Genomic DNA, 17015 nt, shown 5'->3' on the forward strand with positions numbered 1-17015 from the left:
TGATCAAGGCTGCCGGAGACGGCCGATCGCGGACGAGACGTCACCCACCCGATCGGCGAGCAGGCCGACCGCCCCGACCGCCCGGGCGACCGGGTCGTCCCCGTCGCCACCCAGGGACTTCGCCCGCAGGTAGGCCGCCTTCACCTCGGCCCACCGGGTCACCTGCGCGGGTGTCATCCGTCCGCGCAGCTCGGCCAGCTTGAGCAGGTTGGCCTCGGCGCCGGTGGTGAGCGTCTGCGCCTCGCCCAGGTAGTGGTCGTCGAGCACGGACTCGATCTCGTCGTCGTTCATGGCCGGCACGATCCGCTCGGCGAGCTTGTTCATGTTCCGGTACGAGCCCTGGAGCCGGAACGGCGGTTCGGTGCGCGACTCGTCGGACTGACCGGCCGAGGCGATGTACGCCTGGTTGTTGCGCAGCACCACGCGCTGGACCCGCCGCATCTTCCGCAGCACCGCGAGCACCTGTGAGAGCTCGGCCGCGGAGTACGCGTACGACAGTCGGTCGGGTCGCACCGTCTCATCGCCCTCGGCCAGGCGCACCAGCAGCGGCAGGTCCTCGGGCGAGCGGGTGGCCAGCGGCGCCAGCACCGGGTTCGACGTGAGCGCGTTCTCCAGGTAGGACAGCTCGAACAGGTCGGATCGGCCGGCCAGCACGTCGCCCAGGTTCCAGACGTCGGCCCGGTTGGCCAGCATGTCCGGGATGCGGAAGCGCTGGCCGCTCTCCGTGTACGGGTTCCCGGCCATGCACACCGCGAACCGCTTGCCCCGCAGGTCGTAGGTCTTCGTCGACCCGTCCCAGATGCCCTCCATCTGCCGCTGCGCGTCGCAGAGCGAGATGAACTTCTGCAGCAGCTCGGGCGACGTGTGCTGGATGTCGTCGAGGTAGAGCAGCACGTTGTTGCCCATCTCGAGGGCGAACGAGATCTTCTCGACCTCCTGCCGGGCGGTCGCGTTCGGCGCGGCGGCCGGGTCGAGCGAGGTGACGTCGTGCCCGAGCGACGGCCCGTTGACCTTTACGAAGATCAGGCCGAGGCGGTTCGCGACGTACTCCATCAGCGTGGTCTTGCCGTAGCCGGGCGGCGAGATCAGCAGGAGCAGGCCGGACTGGTCGGTGCGCTTGGCGTCGCCGGTCGCGCCGATCTGCCGGGCCAGGTTGTCGCCGATCAGCGGCAGGTACACCTGGTCGAGCAGCTGATTCCGGACGAAGGCGGTCAGGACCGCCGGTTCGAACTCGGCGAGGCGGAGGCGGGTGCGTTCGGCGGCGGCCAGGGCGGTCCGCTTTTGCTGGTACGAACGGAAGCCCGCGACCGTGACCTGCCGGAATGCCGTGGTCGCGGCCAGGAACCGGTCGAGCCGAACGGTGAGCCGGCCGCCGTCGATCCGGGGGTGGACGCCGAGCAGCCCCTCGACGGTCTCGGTCAGCGCGGCCGCCGAGTCGTAGCGAGTCAGCTGGGTGCCGCACAGCTCGATCGCGACGGCCTCGGTCAGGTCGTCCTCGGTGCCGCTCTCCGGGTTGGCGGCCCGGAACGCGCTCAGCCATCCCGTGATCAGCGCCCGGCGGGCATCGACGTCGGCCAGGCCACCGAGGTCGTCGAGATAGCCGCGCCCGGCCCGGTGGAACCGATCGAGGAAGGTTCGCGCCCCACTCGCCGTGATAAATCCGGAATTGCCGGTGGCCAGTTCCTCGGCGAGATAGTCACCGACCGGAGAGCCCGCCGCTTCGGACAACTCGACCGCCAGATCGTCGAGCAGCCGGGGAGCGCCGAACACCGACCGGGCCCGGGCCAGCGACCCCGCCCGCAACGTCCACGCCGCGCGCTGTTCGGGTGTGGTGGAGAAGGCCCAGAACAACTGGGCGGCGACCCGCACCGAGGGCGAAAAACGCAGCAGGCCGGCCGCCGCGTGCAGGCGGACCACCGCGGCCAGGATCAGGGCGGCGTCGGCGTCGTGGACGCCCCGCTCGTAGCCCTCGTCGATGCGGGACTCGGCTTCCCGCCGTACGAGATCGCGTAGTGAACCATCGGCCAGCGCGGCCGCCGCACCCGCCGGAGAAGCCTCGAAGATCGCGGCGGCCAGGTGCTCGGACCGGTAGATCTCCCGGTTCTCGGAGACGAGCGCCTGCTCCCAGAACGGGCGAGTGTCGGCGATGAAAACCGAATCGCGGATCGGCGCGCGATAGTCGGTGCCGGTGATCGTGAAGGCCAGCTCGGCCCCGTCCGGCACCAGGGTCAGATCGATGGGCTGGGTGTTCACCGCGAACGTGTGCCGGCCGAGCCGGATCGTGCGGCCGCCGTCGCCGTAGAGGTCGAGCCGGTCGCGCAGGGCCCGCCCGGCCTCCTGCCGGGCCGCCTTGACCCGGCCGTCCAGCTCCTCCGCGCGTACGGTGTCGCCGAGCCCTCGCAGCTCGTCGGCGACCGACCGCAGCTTGCCCACCATCGGGTCGGTCGCGAAGTACGTGTTGACCTCGTCCAGCGTGGACAGCGATGCCACCCGCCGCTGGACGCTCGTCAGCGTGCGCTGGGCCGACGCCACCAGCCGCTCGGCCCGCCGGGCCCGCTCGTCGAGCAGCGCCTGGCGCCGCCCGGCGAACGCCTCGTAGAGGTCGGTGCGTTTGATGGCGAGCTGGTCGACGAAGTCGTCGAAATCGCCGAAGCGCGACTCGAGCGCCTCGACCTGCAGCATGAGATTCGCCGACTGCTCGTCGCACCGGGCCGGCGAGTCGGCCGCCGCCAGCCCCGCCGTGATCGCCTGGCCGAGCAGCGCGAACTCGGCCGCGAACGCGGCCCGGCCCTCGGACTCGGCCAGCGCGCGGCGGCGGCCGTCGAGCGTGGCCCGGGCCCGGTTGATGCCGCCGAGCACCTCGCCGATGCGCTCGAGGATGGCGACCCGCACGGTGGCGTCGGCGATGTCGAGGCCGCCGACCACGTCGATCACCACTTGCAGGCCGTCGGCCTGCTCGTTCAGCCGGGCCGTCACCGGTTCGGCGGCGGCGACCGTCTCGATCGCGGCGGCCGAGGCGGCCAGATCGGAAACGGCCTGCTGGTAACCGGCGAACGCGTCCTCGCGGCGCAGGAACTCGACGGCCCGGCGCGCGGTGGCGTCGACCTCGCCGGCGAGGGCCGCGGTGAGAGCGTCGAGCCGGGCCAGGTCGGCGTAGCGCATCTCGCGCAGCGTGACGGCGTGGCCCTGCTGCCCGCGCAGCTCGGCGAGCAGCGTGATCCAGCCATCGGTCGCGGTCGGGGCCTCGGCCTGGGCCCGCCGGATGAGCGCGGCGGCCTGCTCCTCGGCGACGGCGACGGCGGTCGCGGCCTGGGCGGTGAGCTGCTGCACCGACTCGAACTCGTCGAGCACCTGCTCGGCCGTCGCGCGGACCTCGCGTACGGGCGTGGCCAGGTCTTCCAGTTCGTTCTCGCCGAGCCAGAAGTAGTGGTCGAAGAGCCGTCCGCAGGCCGCGATGATCGCCTCGAACACCGCGCCCGAGGGGGACATCTCGTCCACCATCCGGGCCACCGAGAGCGCATCGGCGATGCCGCGCACGAGGTCGGCGTTGCCGATGCGCTCGAGCGGCCCGGCGCCGGTCGGCTGCGCGGCGGCGAACGTGTCCGACACGTACGGCGTCTGCCAGATCTGCATCGGGTGCACCCGGCTCGGCTCGTCGCCGTCGTGCCGGAACGCGATCAGCGTGCCGTCGTCGAACAGCGACCAGCCGTGGCACGTGATCGGCGTCGCGACCTCCTTGCGGATCACGTTGTAGGGCAGCAGCAGGTAGCGCCCGGCCTCCCGCGCGTGGAAGACGTAGAGCACGTCCTCGCCGTTGACCGACCGGATCACCCGCTCGAACTCGAGGTCGCCGGTGTCCGCGTCGAACGTCTTGGCCACGCCGGTCGCCAGGTAGTAGCCGCCCGGGAAGATGATCCCCTGGTCCTCGGGCAGCCGCTGGCAGGCCTGCCCGATGCCGTCGAGCCGGCGCACATCCCGGGTCCGCGTGTTGAAGACCAGGTAGCGGCGCTGCGTCTCCTTGTAGGGCAGGACCCGAAGCAAGATCAAGGGCCCGATGCGGGCGTACGCGATCTCCGCGTCGGCCAGGCTCTGCAGGGGCTCGGCCACCGGCTCGGCGTAGATGCCCTCGCCGTTCTCGGTGTTGTTCTCGACCTTGATCGTGAGATCGCCGCCGACCGTCTCGACGAAGACCGCGTCCTCGATCGAGACGTGCGGGTGCCGCCCCTGCACGTGGTGGTCGCGGGTGGTCGGCGTCCACTCGAAGTCGTGGGCCGGCGGGAAGACGTGGTCCCGTTCGCCCCGGTTGTCGAGATAGGACACCGTGCCGTCGGCCGTCACCCGCCAGCGCAGCACCTTGACGTCGTCGCCGCGCGCCCCGGTCTGGAACACCGCGAGCAGCAGCCCCTCCAGCCGGCGCAGCTGGAGAAGCTTTGTCTCCTTGTAGTAGCGGTACAGCTCGGCGAAGTCCCGCTGGAACTGCGGGTCGTCGAGGAGGCCTGTTACCGCCTGCTCGTGAAACGCGCCGTTCTCGAAGTCGTGGACCGCGAAGACGTCGGCGATCGACGTCTCGGCCTTGAGCCCGATGAAGACGTTGTAGCCGAACAGCATCGCGCCGCCGACGTGCGCGATGTCCCGCGGCACGCAGTTGTTCTCGGTGCGGATCCGCTCGGTGCCGGTCAGCGTCATCGGCCGGCCGCCGAACGTCTCCACCCGCTTGTCGTTCAGCGCCTCCGCGCGGGCGGCCAGGTCCTTGGCCTGCGCGCCCAGCCGGGCGCCCAGGACCTCGTAGGTGCCCGCGTCGAGATGGGGCTCAGCCCCCGGAAAATCGGTCACTTGGCGTGATTCTGCTTGGCCAGCAGGGCGGCGACGCTGACGTTGGCCACGTCCTCGGTGCTCATTCCGGCCAGCGTCTTGGTCAGATCGCCGACCAGGTCACCCTCGCCGTCGAGATAGCGGGCGCCGAGCGCCTGGGCCACGTTCGAGTGCTCGACGAAGCCGTCGACGCTCTTGCCCAGCGTGATCGAGCCGACCAGCTTGTCGAAGAAGACCGAGTCGCCGCCGACGATGTCGATGTCGGCCTTCTCGAGGCCGGCCGCGATGACCATGGCCTGCGCCTCGGCGATCTCCTTGTGCACGTTGATGCCGGCGAGCCGGATCTCCTTCTCCGCCTCGAGCCGCAGGCGGTACTCCTCGTGCGAGCGGGTGGCGTCGTCGAGCGCCGCCATCGCGCCCGCCTTGTCCTGCAGGCCCTCGGCCTCGGCCAGCAGCTTCGCCTTGATCGAGTCGGCCGCGATCATCGCCTTCTCGCGGGCCACCACGTTCTCGGCCTTGCCGGTCTTCTCGACCACCTCGGCGTTGCGCTCGCGCACCTGCACGTCGGCGAGGCCGGCCGCGGCCGCCTCGGCCTGCAGGCCCTCGGCCAGCCGGATCTTGGCGCGGGCGTCGAGCTCGGCGGTCTGCTGCCGGGCCTCGGCCAGGAGCAGCTCCTCGCGGGCCTTGAACTTCGCCGCCGTCTCGGCCGCCTCGGCCGCCTTGATGTCCTTGACCAGGGCCTCCTGCGCCTCGGCCTCGGCGTTGATGATCACGGCCTGGCGGGTGCGCTCGGCCTCCTCGACCACCCGCAGGCGCTTGATGTTCTCCTCCTGCTCGGCGACCGTCTTCTCGACCGCGATGCGCTCCCGGATCACCTCGGCGATCGCGCGCTTCTCGGCCTCGACCTCCTTGTTCTTGGCGATCGTGGTCAGCTCGGTCTCGCGCTGGCGGGCGATGACCTCGAGCATCCGGTCCTTCTCGATCCGCTCGGTCTCGATCGCGATGACCCGCTCGCGGTTCTTCTCGGCCACCGCGATCTCGCGGGCCTTGTTCTCCTGCTGCACGCCCAGCTGCTGCTCGGTCTTGAGCTTCGCGCCCTCGGACCGCAGCAGTTCCTCGGCGTGCGCGAGGGCGATCTCGGCCTCCTCGCGGGCCCGCATCGTCTCGATCTCGCGGCGCTGCTTGATCTCGGCGTCCGACTGCCGGCGTTGCAGCTCGAGGATGGCCTCCTTGGCCTCCACGTTCTGCCGGGTGATCTCCTTCTCCTCGTTGCGCCGGAAGTCGTTGGTCTTGACCGACTCGATCGCGGTGAGCTCGGTGATCTTCCGGATGCCCTGCGCGTCCAGGATGTTCTTGGAGTCCAGCGACATCAGCGGGGTCTGCTCGAGGAAGTCGATCGCCGCGTCCTCGAGGCTGTATCCGTTGAGGTCGGTGCCGATGACCTCGATGATCTGGTCGCGGAAGTCGTGCCTCTTCGTGTAGAGGTCGACGAAGTCGAGCTGCTTGCCGACCGTCTTGAGCGCCTCCGAGAACTTCGCGCTGAACAGCTCCTGCAGCGTGATCTCGTTGCTGGCCCGGGCCGTGCCGATCGCCTGGGCCACCTTGATCACGTCTTCCACGGTCTTGTTGACCCGCACGAAGAACGTGATCCGGATGTCGGCCCGGATGTTGTCGCGGCAGATCAGGCCCTCACGACCGGTCCGCGCGATCTCGATGGTCTTCACCGAGATGTCCATGATCTCGGCCTTGTGCAGCACGGGCAGCACCACGGCGCCGGTGAAGGTGACGTCCACGCGGCGGACCTTGGAGATGATCAGCGCCTTGCCCTGCTCGACTTTGCGGAACATGCGGCTGAGAAAGAACACCGCGCCGAGGGCGATGAGAACGACGACGGCAACCAAGATGCCCAAACCGGTGGAGATTACGTCCATCAATTGTCCTTCGTGGCTATGTCGGCGGGAACGACCCAGAAGAATTCGCCTTCGGGGTCGAAGTCGTAAAGCAGTGCGATGGTGCCGGCGTGCAGGTCGTCGTCGCCGGCCTGGCGGACCTGGACGATGGCGGAGGCGCCGTCCTCGGCCCGCACCTCGGCCTGACCGAAGGTGCGGGTGACGCGGCCGGTGCGGATGACGCAGGTTCGCCCGAGGAAGTCGGCGCGGCTTTCCGGGCCGTCCGGCCGCAACCGTCCGATGAGGACGACGGCGCCCCGGGTGAGCAGCCAGGCCAGCACGATCGCGCCGGTCAGCGCGATCCAGCCGGGCAGGAACACGCCGCCGGCGAGGCTGCCGAACCAGGCGAGCACCACCAGCAGCGAGAGCGGGATCGAGACCGGGACGCCACCCAGCCCGGCGAAGGACAGCAGATCGCCGCTGCCGTCCGCGTCCGGATCGGCGCCACCGGCGATCACCACCGCCCAGAAGGCGACCACGATGATGAGAAGGGGAGTGAAAAGAACGGCGGGAAAGCTGAGCGCAGCGTCGACAAATCCGCCCATCGCCCGGTGCCGCCCCCGTTTCGTTTTGACCGACGTCATGGTGACAGGCGTGGTCAACTAACACGAATCCGCCGTTCGTGCCGAACTTCCGGAAAAGGCCCGCCGAACGCGTCGAAGTCGGCCTGGTGCCCGGTTTAGGGATGTTTGTGTCGCTAACGTCGTTTCGGAGATGACCGAGACGAGAACACAGGTACGTCACCCGGCCGCGATTCGCGCGGCCGGGCCGTCCCTCGAGTTCCGCCCGGACATCGAGGGGCTGCGCGCCGTCGCGATCGCCGCCGTCGTCCTGTTCCACGCCGGCGTGCCCGGCGTCGGGGGCGGCTACATCGGCGTCGACGTCTTCTTCGTCATCTCCGGATTCCTGATCACCTCCCTGATGATGCGCGAGGTCGCCACCACCGGCGGCCTCTCGCTGCTGCGTTTCTACGGCTGCCGCGCCCGGCGCATCCTGCCCGCGTCGAGCGTCGTGCTGGTCAGCGTGATCCTGGCCGGCTACCACTGGCTCGGTTCTCTCCGCGGCGACGAGATCGCCTCGGACGGCCGGTGGGCCGCGCTGTTCGCTTCCAACTTCAACTTCGCCGCTCAGGGCGTCGACTACCTGGAGTCGCCGGCCGCGCCCTCGCCGCTCCAGCATTTCTGGTCGCTCGCGGTCGAGGCGCAGTTCTATTTCCTGTGGCCGGCGCTGGTGGCCCTGCTGATCTGGCTCGGCCTGCGGCACGCCACCCCGGCCGTGCTCGGTCTGGCCGTGGCCGCGTCGCTGGCCTGCTCGATATGGCGGGCCGACGCCGCGGGGTCCTATTTCTCCCCGGCCACGCGGGGCTGGGAGCTGGGCGCCGGCTGTCTGCTCGCGCTGGTGGCCGACCGCCTGCGCCGGATCCCGGCCGGACCGGCGGCCGCCATGGCCGGCGTGGGCCTGGCCGGGATCGTGATCGCGGCGCTCACCTTCAACGACGGCACGCCCATCCCCGGCCACGCCGCGCTGCTGCCGGTCGGCGCCACGATGCTGGTGCTGGCCGGCCGGGGCGACGCGGTGCTGGGATGGGCGCCGCTGCGGTGGCTCGGCCGCATCTCGTTCTCGCTGTGCCTCTGGCACTGGCCGCTGCTGATGATCGGCGAGCAGGCCTACGGCCCGCTGCCGGGCCCGGTCCGGGCCGGGTTGGTGCTGCTCGCGGTGGTGCTGGCGATGTGCACGTACGCGCTGGTGGAGAACCCGATCCGGCGCGGCCGCGGGTTCCGGCGGCCGGTGCTGACCGCGGCCCTGGCGGCGGTGCTGATCGTGGCGCCGCTCGCGGTGGCGCACTGCGCGCGAACCTGACGTCGAGGCCGCGCCGTGAGGGCGCGCTCGGCGCCCTCACGTTCCGGCCCTACCGCCGCCTGCGCAGCACGGCCGCCACCAGGGCGGCGATGCCGAGCGCGGCCGCGCCGACCACGACCATCGGGATCGGCCGGCGTGCGCCGGTCACCGGGTCGCGGTCGGTGAGCTGGTGCCGGGCGTGGTGCGCGACCTCGGCGATCCGGTCGCCCGCGTCGGCCGCCATCCCGGCCGCCCGCGTGGTGGCCTCGGCCGTCGCCTGCTGCATGTGTGCGGTCTTCTCCGACCCGCCCACCTGCGCGGCCTTCTCGGCCACGGCCGCTTTGGCCTGGGCCGCCTTCTCGACCGTGACGTCCTTGACCAGGGCGGCCTTCTCCACCGCGGCGTCCTTGACCTGGGCCGCCTTCTCGGCCGTGGCGTCTTTGACCTGGGCCGCCTTGTCGGTCGTGGCCTGCTTGATCTCCGCCGTCGACTCCCGGGCCTGGGCCGTCTTCTTCGCCACGGTCTGCTTCAGCTGGGCCTTGACGTCGGCCTTCTCGGCCAGCGCGGCGGCCGAACGGCCCAGTTCCTCGCGAGTCACGGCGATCTCCGCCTTGATCTCCTCGGCCGACCTGTCGTCCCCGCTCATGAACGTCCCTCCTGAATTGCGTGCTTGACCGCCTCGACGTCGCGCCGGCCGCTGGCCATCGCGGCCTCCGGCTCGGGCGGCATCGCGGCGCTGACCTGCTTCTTCCCGATCAGTGCCGCCACGCCGGCGACCGCGAACACCGCCACGGTCACGATCAGTGCGGCCGCCCAGACCGGCATCGCCAGCGCGAGAAGGGCGCCCACCGTCACCAGAAGCGCGCCCACGCCGTAGAGGGCGAGCACCCCGGCCGCGCCGAACAGCCCGGCGCCGATCCCGGCCCGCTTGCCCTTCTCGACCATCTCGATCCGCGCGAGCGCCAGCTCGTCCCGGACGAGGGTGGAAACCTCCTCGGAGATCTCCTTGACCAGTTCCGCCGTGCTCTGAGTCATGCCGTGCCTCCTTCGCCAGGGGGACATACCCGGCGAGGACGGAGGTAATCGGCCGACGGCGCGAATTACCTGGTCGGGGCTACTGGCCGATCTCGCTCACCTCGGCGAACGGGCGGTCGTCCCACCATGTCGCGTGAATGATGAAGCTGTGGTTCGTCTCGTTGAAATAGACGGCCATGTTGTCCGGGGCGTCCTGGACCTTCTCCACCGCCCACCCGTCCGCGGGCGTCGCCGTGACCAGCGCGACCACCCCATCGGAGGTCATCCTGATCACCGCCTGCCCGCCCTCGACCTGGAACGAGCGCACGTACGTGCGCAGACCGTCGGACGCCGTGGTGACGGTCCAGCCGTCCTCGGTCGTCGTCGGCGGCGTGGTGGCCTTGGCCGGCGGGTTCGTGCCCGCGGCGGTCGTCGGCTTGGTGGTGGCCGGAGCCGTGGTCCGCGGGCGGCGGCTGGTCGGCGAGGCGTCCGGGAACTCGGGCGCTTCCGACACCCGCGGGACGCTCGGCAGCGGCGCCGGGAAGCTGGTCGCGGCGGCCGGCAGCTGGGCGAGCGCGCTGTCCTGCGGCTCGCTCGTGCGCAGCACCGGCAGGATCGCGGCGCTGGCCAGCACGATGCTGGTCGCCGTGGCGGCCGCCCAGCCCGCGATCGGAGTCACCCGCGAAGATCCCACGCGGCCATGGTCTCATCTGCCCCTATGCTTCCCCGCATGGCGTTGATCCTGCTGGTCGAGGACGACCGCATCATCACGGCCGCGCTCTCCCGGGCCTTGACCGATGCCGGGCACGTCGTGCGGCCGGTCGGCCGGGCGGCCGAGGCCCTGAAGATCGTCACCGAGGAGCGGCCCGACCTGGTCATCCTCGACCTCGGGCTGCCCGACATCGACGGCACCGACGCCCTGCGGATGATGCGCTCGGTCTCCGACGTACCGGTGATCGTCGCGACCGCCCGCCGCTCCGAGGCCGACATCATCAACCTGCTCAGCGCCGGCGCCGACGACTACGTGACCAAGCCGTTCTCGGGCGGGCACATCCTGGCCCGGATCGCCGCCGTGCTCCGCCGCGCCCGCACCGCCCCCGAACAGCCCCAGCAGGAGATCGTCGTCGGCGAGCTGGTGATCCACCCGCGGCAGCGGCGGGCCGAGCTGAGCGGGCAGGCGCTGCAGCTGACCCGGCGCGAGTTCGACGTGCTGGCCTACCTGGCCGAGCGGGTCGGTCAGGTGATCAGCCGGCGGGAGCTGATGAACGAGGTGTGGAACCAGGCCCGGATCGGCGAGGAGCAGACCATCGACGTGCACATCTCGTGGCTGCGTCGCAAGCTCGGTGAGACCGCCGCCCAGCCCCGGTTCCTGCACACCGTCCGCGGTGTCGGCGTGATGATGGTCGATCCCCGATGAGATGGGCCCTCAATCGGCTGGCGCTGGCGATCACCTCGATGGTCGCGCTCGCCTTCCTGGTGCCGCTGGCGGTGGCGACCCGGCAGATCGCCCACGACCGGGCCATCAGCGACGCGCGGCAGCAGGCGACGTCGCTGGTCACGGTGCTCGGCGTGGATGCCGACCCGACGCTGCTGACGAACGCGGTGGCGAGCACCACCGCGGGCAGTGCGGGGCGTCTCGCCGTACATCTGCCGGATGTCTCCCCGATCGGCGTCGCGCACACCGCCGCCGCCCAGATCTCCCTCGCCGCGCAGGACCGCAGGTCCGTGCTGGCGCCCGCGCCCGGCGGCGTCGCCTACCTCCAGCCCACCGTCCTCACCGACGGGCGCACCGTGGTGGTCGAGGTCTACGTGCCCGCCGCCGAGATGCGCCGCGGGGTGTACTCCGCCTGGTTCATCCTCGGCGGTCTGGCGCTCGTGCTGGTCGCGGGCTCGACGCTGCTCGCCGACCGGCTCGGCGGCCAGCTCGTGCGGGCGACCCGGCAGCTGGCCAACTCGACCCGGCGGCTGGGCTCGGGCGATCTGGCCACCCGGGTCGAGCCGGCCGGTCCGCGCGAGCTGCGCGACGCCGCGAACGCGTTCAACACCATGGCCGACGACCTGCGCAGCCTTCTCGACAAGGAGCGCGAGCTGGCCGCCGACCTTTCCCACCGATTGCGTACGCCGCTGACCGCCCTGCGCCTCGATGCCGAGGCGATGCCGCCCGGTCCGGTGGCCGATCGCATGCGGCAGGCCTGTGACCTGCTCGACGAGGAGCTCGAGGCGATCATCACGGGGGCCCGGCTCGGCGTCGAGGCCCGCGGGCTGGAGCGCACCGACCTGGTCGAGGTGCTCGCCGACCGGCTGGCGTTCTGGTCGGTGCTGGCCGAGGACCAGGAACGGCCGTGGGAGGTGGTCGGCGGGGAGGTGCCGGTGATGCTGCCGGTGCCGCGCGGCGAGCTGATCCTGGTGGTCGACGCGATGCTCGGCAACGTCTTCTCGCACACTCCGGAGCGCACGGCGTTCCGGGTCTCGATCTCGCCGGACGGCCTGCTGGTCGACGACGCCGGCCCCGGCATCGCCGATCCGGCCCGGGCCGTGCAGCGCGGGGTCAGCGGCGCCGGCTCGACCGGCCTCGGCCTCGACATCGTGCACCGGGCCGCGCTGACCTCGTCCGGGCAGATGGTGATCTCCCGCAGCCCTCTCGGCGGCGCCCGCGTCGGCATCCTGTTCGGCACTTCGTCGCTGGTTTCATGATCCCTTCCGGGTTCGTTAAGGCTCCCTTATGGCGGCCCTCCCTACGGTCTCCGGCATGCACAGGAAAATTGCCTACCCACTGGTGGCCCTCGGAATGACGGTTGGCTCGAGCCTGGCGATCGCCTCGCCGGCGCTCGCCCACGGCTACGTCTCGACGCCGCCCAGCCGGCAGGCGCTGTGCGCGTCCGGCGCGGTCGCGGACTGCGGCCAGATCCAGTTCGAGCCGCAGAGCGTGGAGGGAAAGAAGGGACTGCAGTCGTGCGATGGCGGAGTGGCGCAATGGTCGGTGCTCTCGGACGAGTCGCGGAACTGGCCGGCCAAATCCGTGGGCACCTCGGTGACGTTCACCTGGGTGCTGACGGCGCGGCACGTGACCGCGGACTGGCAGTACTTCATCGGCGGTACGAAGGTCGCCACGTTCGACGGGGGTAACGCCCAGCCGGACGCGGTGGTGTCGCACACCGTCGACCTGAGCAAGTTCCCGGGCAAGCACACGGTGCTGGCCGTCTGGAACATCGGGGACACGGCGAACGCCTTCTACAACTGCATCGACCTGAACGTGGGGGGTGGGGCGTCGTCCACGCCGACCACTGCGCCGACTTCTGCTCCCGCGACTTCTGCTCCCGCGACTTCCGCTCCCACCGCTGTCCCGACCGCCACTTCCGGGGGCTCGACCGGCTCGGGTTCCACGGGCGCCGGCTCGTCCTGGGCGCCCGGCGTCTCGTACAAAATTGGCGATGTCGTGACTTATCAGGGTAAGAAGTACGAGTGCCGGCAGTCGCACAAGTCGATCAATAGCTGGGAGCCGTCGATCTACACGCTCGCGCTGTGGCTGCCCCGGTGAAGCGCCGGGCTCTGATCCTCGCCACGCTGCCGCTCTTCTTGGTGGCGGCCTGCGGCACCGACCGCACGGCGTCCCCGCGACAGACGGTCTCGGCCCAGGCGGTGGCCGAGATCCAGGCCGGTGACGACTTCAACGACACCGACGTGATGTTCCTGCAGATGCTGGTCTACCACCAGAAGCAGGGCCTCGAGATGACGTCGACGGCCTCGACCCGGTCGCGGAGCGAAGACCTCAAGACGCTGGCCCAGGCCGTGCAGGCGACCGAGAAGGACGAGCTCGACATGATGTCGTCCTGGCTGACGCAGTGGAAGAAGCCGGTCGACGTCGACACCAACAAGGGCCTGCACGCCGACCACGGTGGCCTGCCCGCGACCGGTCCCGCCGAGATCAAGGCCCTCAAGACCGTCAAGGCGGCTTCTTTCGACACGGCCTTTCTCAACCTGTTCCTGGCCCACCAGCACAACGCGATCGAGATGGCCCACCTGGAAACCACGAACGGCTCGAACAAAGAAGTAAAAGCCTTCGCGGTACGGGTAAGAGAGTCCCGCCAGGGCGAGGTGCAACAGATGCTCAAGTTGATGAACAGCTGACGTTTCGCCACTTTGACGGGAATTTGCGGCTTACCGTCGGCGTCGTGGACGCTCTTCGCCGTACGGTCGCTGTGTTCTTGTCCTTGGTCGTTGTCTTTGGTCCCACCCCGGCCCGGGCCGCCGCGCCCGCCGGGTGGGACCACGCGGGCTATGACGCCGAGGACAGCTACTACAACCCGCACGAGTCGGCGATCAACGCCGGCACCGTCGGCAAGCTGTCCCTGCGCTGGTCGGTCCGCCTGCGTGACCACGACATGAGCTGCGGCCGCTTCTCGGCCCCGCTGGTCGCCGGCGGCCGCGTGATCGCCACCGACAAGCTGGGCATCGCGGCGTACGACGCTCTCTCCGGCCGCCCATCCTGGCATTTCGACTGGCAGGACCCCGGCGACGCCGACGTCCCGCGCATGGCCGCGTCCGGCAACACGCTGCTGGCCGCCACCGACGACTGCAACTCCGCGAGCGACCCCGACGGCCAGATGGTCGCCCTCAACCTGACGTCGGGCCGGGTGCGCTGGCGGTTGGCGTTCGGCATTCCCGTGTATTCGTTCGTGGTCGACAAGGGCGTGGCGGTCGTGTCGGGCTATTCGATGTCCGACGAGAAGGAAACGGTCGCCTACCGGGTAACCGACGGCCACGTGCTGTGGCGGCGCGCCGGCTACACGAGCGCCAGTGTCTCCGCGAACGGCCGCATCCTCATCACCAACGAGCGCCTGACATCGGCCGTCTCCATCACCACCGGCGTCGCGCTGTGGACGAAGACCGCCTTCTGGACCGCGCAGGCCGCCACGCCCGCCGCCGACCGTTTCCTGGTGATCGACGCCGCGCAGACCTTGTCCGCCATCAACGCCGCGAACGGCGCCGTGCAGTGGACCGCTCCTGGCGCTTCGAACTACCGCCTGGCCACGGACGGCCGCCGCGTCTATCGGTCGACGGACTCGGCGATCGAGGCGCTGAACGCTCTCACGGGTCGCCGAGCCTGGTCCCGAGCAACGTCGGGCAAGGCGGTGCAGCCGTTGCGAGCCGGGGGTCTCCTTTACGCCGGCGGGCCCATCCTGTCCCCGGTGTCGGGCGTCCGGCTGCCCCAGAACTTGTCCAACGTGCAAACCATCACGGGCGGCCGGCTGCTGACGGTCACCAACAACGTCCTCGCGAGCTATACGCCGTAGGTCGGGTGATCGCGCGAACGCCGAGGGGTTGACGGTCGGCGCGGCCTTGTTCGATAGCGTGAGCCCAAGCGAAGCGCCGGGCGAAGGGGAGCACGTGGAGCTGTTGCACTCGGGGAAGGTCCGCGACGTCTACGCCGATGGCGGCGAGCTTCTTCTCGTCGCGTCGGATCGGGTGTCGATCTATGACGTGATTCTTCCGACGCCTATCCCGGATAAGGGCAAGATCCTCACCCAGCTCTCGCTCTGGTGGTTCGAGCAGCTCAGCGACGTCATCCCCAACCATGTCATCTCCAGCACCGACGTGCCGGGGGAGTGGGCGGGGCGGGCCATCCGGTGTGAGCGCCTCGAGATGGTCATGGTGGAGTGCATCGCTCGGGGGTATCTCGCTGGGTCGGGGCTCAAGGAGTATCAGCGGGACGGGGCCGTTTCGGGCGTTGCGCTGCCGCCGGGGCTGATCGAGGGCTCCGTTCTGCCGGAGCCGATCTATACGCCGACGACCAAGGCGCCCGTGGGGGAAGGGCATGACGAATTTATGACCTTCGCCGAGGTGGAGGAGAAGGTCGGCAAGGAGCTCGCCGCCGAGCTGCGGGACGTCACGCTCGAGGTCTACCGGCGCGGGCAGCGGGTGGCGGGGGACAAGGGCATCATCATCGCGGACACCAAGATCGAGCTTGGGATGACTGCCGACGGCACGCTCAAGCTGGCCGACGAGCTGCTCACGCCGGACTCGTCCCGGTTCTGGCAGGCCGCCGAGTGGAAGCCGGGCGGAGCCCAGCGTTACCTGGACAAGCAGTTTCTGCGCGACTGGGCGACCGAGAACACCGACTGGGACCGGACCGAGCCGGGGCCGGAGATCCCGGACGAGGTGGTCGAGGCCACCCGGGACCGCTACGTCGAGGTCTATGAGCGGCTGACGGGGTCTAGCTGGAGCTAGTGCGAGGGCGGCGCGAGGACGACCAGATCGACTCGCCCGCGCCGCGTCCGCGCTTGGCCATCAGGTGGGCGCCGTAGCCGCCGGCCACCGCCGCCATCAGTACGCCGGTCCAGCCGCCGTAGATGATGCTGATCGGGGCCATCGTCCAGAGCAGAACCGCCATCACCAGGTAAAGCCGCTGCTTGGGACGGCACATCCGGTCGACGCGGTGCGAGAAGCGGGGATCTTCGGCGCGTAGCTGGGTCACCAAACCGTCGAAGACGGCTTTCTCGTTGGGCTCTAGCACGGGGGACCACCTCCGACGGCTGGCTACCCGCGCGTACGCCGGTGAAAACGCCCGCGTTCGCCATCTGCCCAGACAGATAAAGATCAAAACCTCCCGCCGGGTGAGTTGTCGATCGGGCAAGCTGCGGTGATGACCTTCGAGCCGGATGAGGATCGCCTGCGCAGATGGGAGCGCGCCACCGCGTACCCCCTGACGGCTTTGTCCGTGCTTTTTATCGTCGTGTACGCGTGGCCCATCCTCGACCCGGCCATGGACCAGCACTGGCGGGACGTCTGCGAGATCGGCGACCTGGTCATCTGGACCCTCTTCTGCGTCGAGTACCTCATCCGGCTCCGGCTGGCCCGCCGCAAGAACTGGTTCGTCCGCTCCCACTGGTTCGATCTCGCCGTCCTGGTCCTGCCCGTGCTCCGGCCGCTGCGGGCGTTACGCCTGCTCAACGCCCTCCGCGTGATCAACCGGCACGCCGTGCACTGGACCCGCGGCCGGCTCGCGCTCTACGTCGTGGCCGCCACCGGCCTGATCGTCCTCGTCGCCGCGCTCTCCGTGCTCGAGGCCGAGCGCGGCCACTTCGGCAGCACGATCGAGACCTACCCGCAGGCGCTCTGGTGGGCGATCTGCACGATCACCACGGTCGGGTACGGCGATCTCTACCCGGAGACGCTCGAGGGCCGGATGGTCGCGGTGGCGCTCATGATCGGCGGCCTCGGTCTCATCGGCTTCACCACCGGCTCGCTGGCCAGCTGGATCGTCGACCGCATCTCCGACAACGAGCGGCCCAACAGCGCCGCGACCCGCGCCGACGTGGCAAGACTGACGAACGAGATCCGCGAGCTCCGAGCCGAGGTGGCCGAGCTGAGAAAAGAGAAGTAACCCACGCTCGAGACTCA

Annotated in this window: 15 protein-coding genes; 8 read left to right on the plus strand and 7 right to left on the minus strand. The window is 70.2% G+C overall.

Annotated elements, in window-relative coordinates:
* Positions 1–3 precede the first annotated feature (3 nt).
* From ACZ6TB_RS25275 to ACZ6TB_RS25285, 3 genes are read right to left on the minus strand one after another with little or no spacing between them, the layout of a single operon-like run.
* Positions 4–4833 (minus strand): DNA repair ATPase, encoded by a 4830-nt coding sequence (locus ACZ6TB_RS25275; RefSeq protein ID WP_465557614.1) that lies wholly within the window; start codon positions 4831–4833, stop codon positions 4–6.
* Complete coding sequence (locus ACZ6TB_RS25280; RefSeq protein ID WP_465557616.1) at positions 4830–6743, minus strand: flotillin family protein; 1914 nt, start codon at positions 6741–6743, stop codon at positions 4830–4832. Before ACZ6TB_RS25280 ends, ACZ6TB_RS25275 begins: the two co-directional genes overlap by 4 nt.
* The gene (locus tag ACZ6TB_RS25285; protein WP_465557617.1) at positions 6743–7345 is read right to left on the minus strand and encodes a hypothetical protein; all 603 of its coding nucleotides are present in this window, start codon (positions 7343–7345) and stop codon (positions 6743–6745) included. The genes ACZ6TB_RS25280 and ACZ6TB_RS25285 overlap by 1 nt, the downstream gene beginning before the upstream one ends.
* Positions 7346–7475: 130 nt before the next feature.
* Here ACZ6TB_RS25285 and ACZ6TB_RS25290 point away from each other — a divergent pair, with 130 nt between their 5' ends.
* Entirely contained in the window at positions 7476–8621 is a 1146-nt protein-coding gene (locus tag ACZ6TB_RS25290) for an acyltransferase family protein (RefSeq protein ID WP_465557619.1), read from the plus strand.
* Between the two features lie 49 nt (positions 8622–8670).
* Here ACZ6TB_RS25290 and ACZ6TB_RS25295 read toward each other — a convergent pair whose 3' ends face one another.
* From ACZ6TB_RS25295 to ACZ6TB_RS25305, 3 genes are read right to left on the minus strand one after another with little or no spacing between them, the layout of a single operon-like run.
* The gene (locus ACZ6TB_RS25295) at positions 8671–9246 is read right to left on the minus strand and encodes a DUF3618 domain-containing protein (protein WP_465557620.1); all 576 of its coding nucleotides are present in this window, start codon (positions 9244–9246) and stop codon (positions 8671–8673) included.
* Positions 9243–9662 carry a phage holin family protein gene (locus tag ACZ6TB_RS25300; RefSeq protein ID WP_465557622.1) on the minus strand — a complete coding sequence of 140 codons (420 nt, stop codon included), beginning with the start codon at positions 9660–9662 and terminating at the stop codon, positions 9243–9245. The genes ACZ6TB_RS25295 and ACZ6TB_RS25300 overlap by 4 nt, the downstream gene beginning before the upstream one ends.
* A gap of 52 nt (positions 9663–9714) precedes the next feature.
* Positions 9715–10293, minus strand: a complete 579-nt coding sequence (locus ACZ6TB_RS25305) for a DNA mismatch repair protein MutL (RefSeq protein ID WP_465557624.1) — start codon at positions 10291–10293, stop codon at positions 9715–9717.
* Positions 10294–10344: 51 nt separating this feature from the next.
* Between ACZ6TB_RS25305 and ACZ6TB_RS25310 the strand changes: the two genes are divergently transcribed.
* The 6 genes from ACZ6TB_RS25310 to ACZ6TB_RS25335 all read left to right on the plus strand — a co-directional run bounded on the left by ACZ6TB_RS25310 (position 10345) and on the right by ACZ6TB_RS25335 (position 15842).
* The gene (locus ACZ6TB_RS25310) at positions 10345–11031 is read left to right on the plus strand and encodes a response regulator transcription factor (protein ID WP_465557626.1); all 687 of its coding nucleotides are present in this window, start codon (positions 10345–10347) and stop codon (positions 11029–11031) included.
* Positions 11028–12308, plus strand: coding sequence for a HAMP domain-containing protein (locus tag ACZ6TB_RS25315; protein WP_465557628.1), 1281 nt, complete (start codon positions 11028–11030; stop codon positions 12306–12308). The genes ACZ6TB_RS25310 and ACZ6TB_RS25315 overlap by 4 nt, the downstream gene beginning before the upstream one ends.
* A gap of 55 nt (positions 12309–12363) precedes the next feature.
* Positions 12364–13152: a lytic polysaccharide monooxygenase gene (locus ACZ6TB_RS25320; protein WP_465557630.1), complete on the plus strand. Its 789-nt coding sequence runs from the start codon at positions 12364–12366 to the stop codon at positions 13150–13152.
* Positions 13137–13742 (plus strand): DUF305 domain-containing protein, encoded by a 606-nt coding sequence (locus ACZ6TB_RS25325; RefSeq protein ID WP_465557632.1) that lies wholly within the window; start codon positions 13137–13139, stop codon positions 13740–13742. Before ACZ6TB_RS25320 ends, ACZ6TB_RS25325 begins: the two co-directional genes overlap by 16 nt.
* Before the next feature lie 77 nt (positions 13743–13819).
* Positions 13820–14908, plus strand: a complete 1089-nt coding sequence (locus tag ACZ6TB_RS25330) for an outer membrane protein assembly factor BamB family protein (protein WP_465557634.1) — start codon at positions 13820–13822, stop codon at positions 14906–14908.
* Between the two features lie 94 nt (positions 14909–15002).
* Positions 15003–15842: a phosphoribosylaminoimidazolesuccinocarboxamide synthase gene (locus ACZ6TB_RS25335; RefSeq protein WP_465557636.1), complete on the plus strand. Its 840-nt coding sequence runs from the start codon at positions 15003–15005 to the stop codon at positions 15840–15842.
* Here ACZ6TB_RS25335 and ACZ6TB_RS25340 read toward each other — a convergent pair.
* Positions 15829–16128: a DUF3040 domain-containing protein gene (locus ACZ6TB_RS25340; RefSeq protein WP_465557638.1), complete on the minus strand. Its 300-nt coding sequence runs from the start codon at positions 16126–16128 to the stop codon at positions 15829–15831. The two genes, ACZ6TB_RS25335 and ACZ6TB_RS25340, sit on opposite strands and share 14 nt — an antisense overlap.
* Before the next feature lie 129 nt (positions 16129–16257).
* On the opposite strand from ACZ6TB_RS25340, the gene ACZ6TB_RS25345 reads away from it, so the two are divergent.
* Entirely contained in the window at positions 16258–16998 is a 741-nt protein-coding gene (locus tag ACZ6TB_RS25345) for a potassium channel family protein (RefSeq protein WP_465557640.1), read from the plus strand.
* Positions 16999–17015: the final 17 nt, after the last annotated feature.

The organism is Actinoplanes sp. NPDC051537 (genome assembly GCF_055586105.1).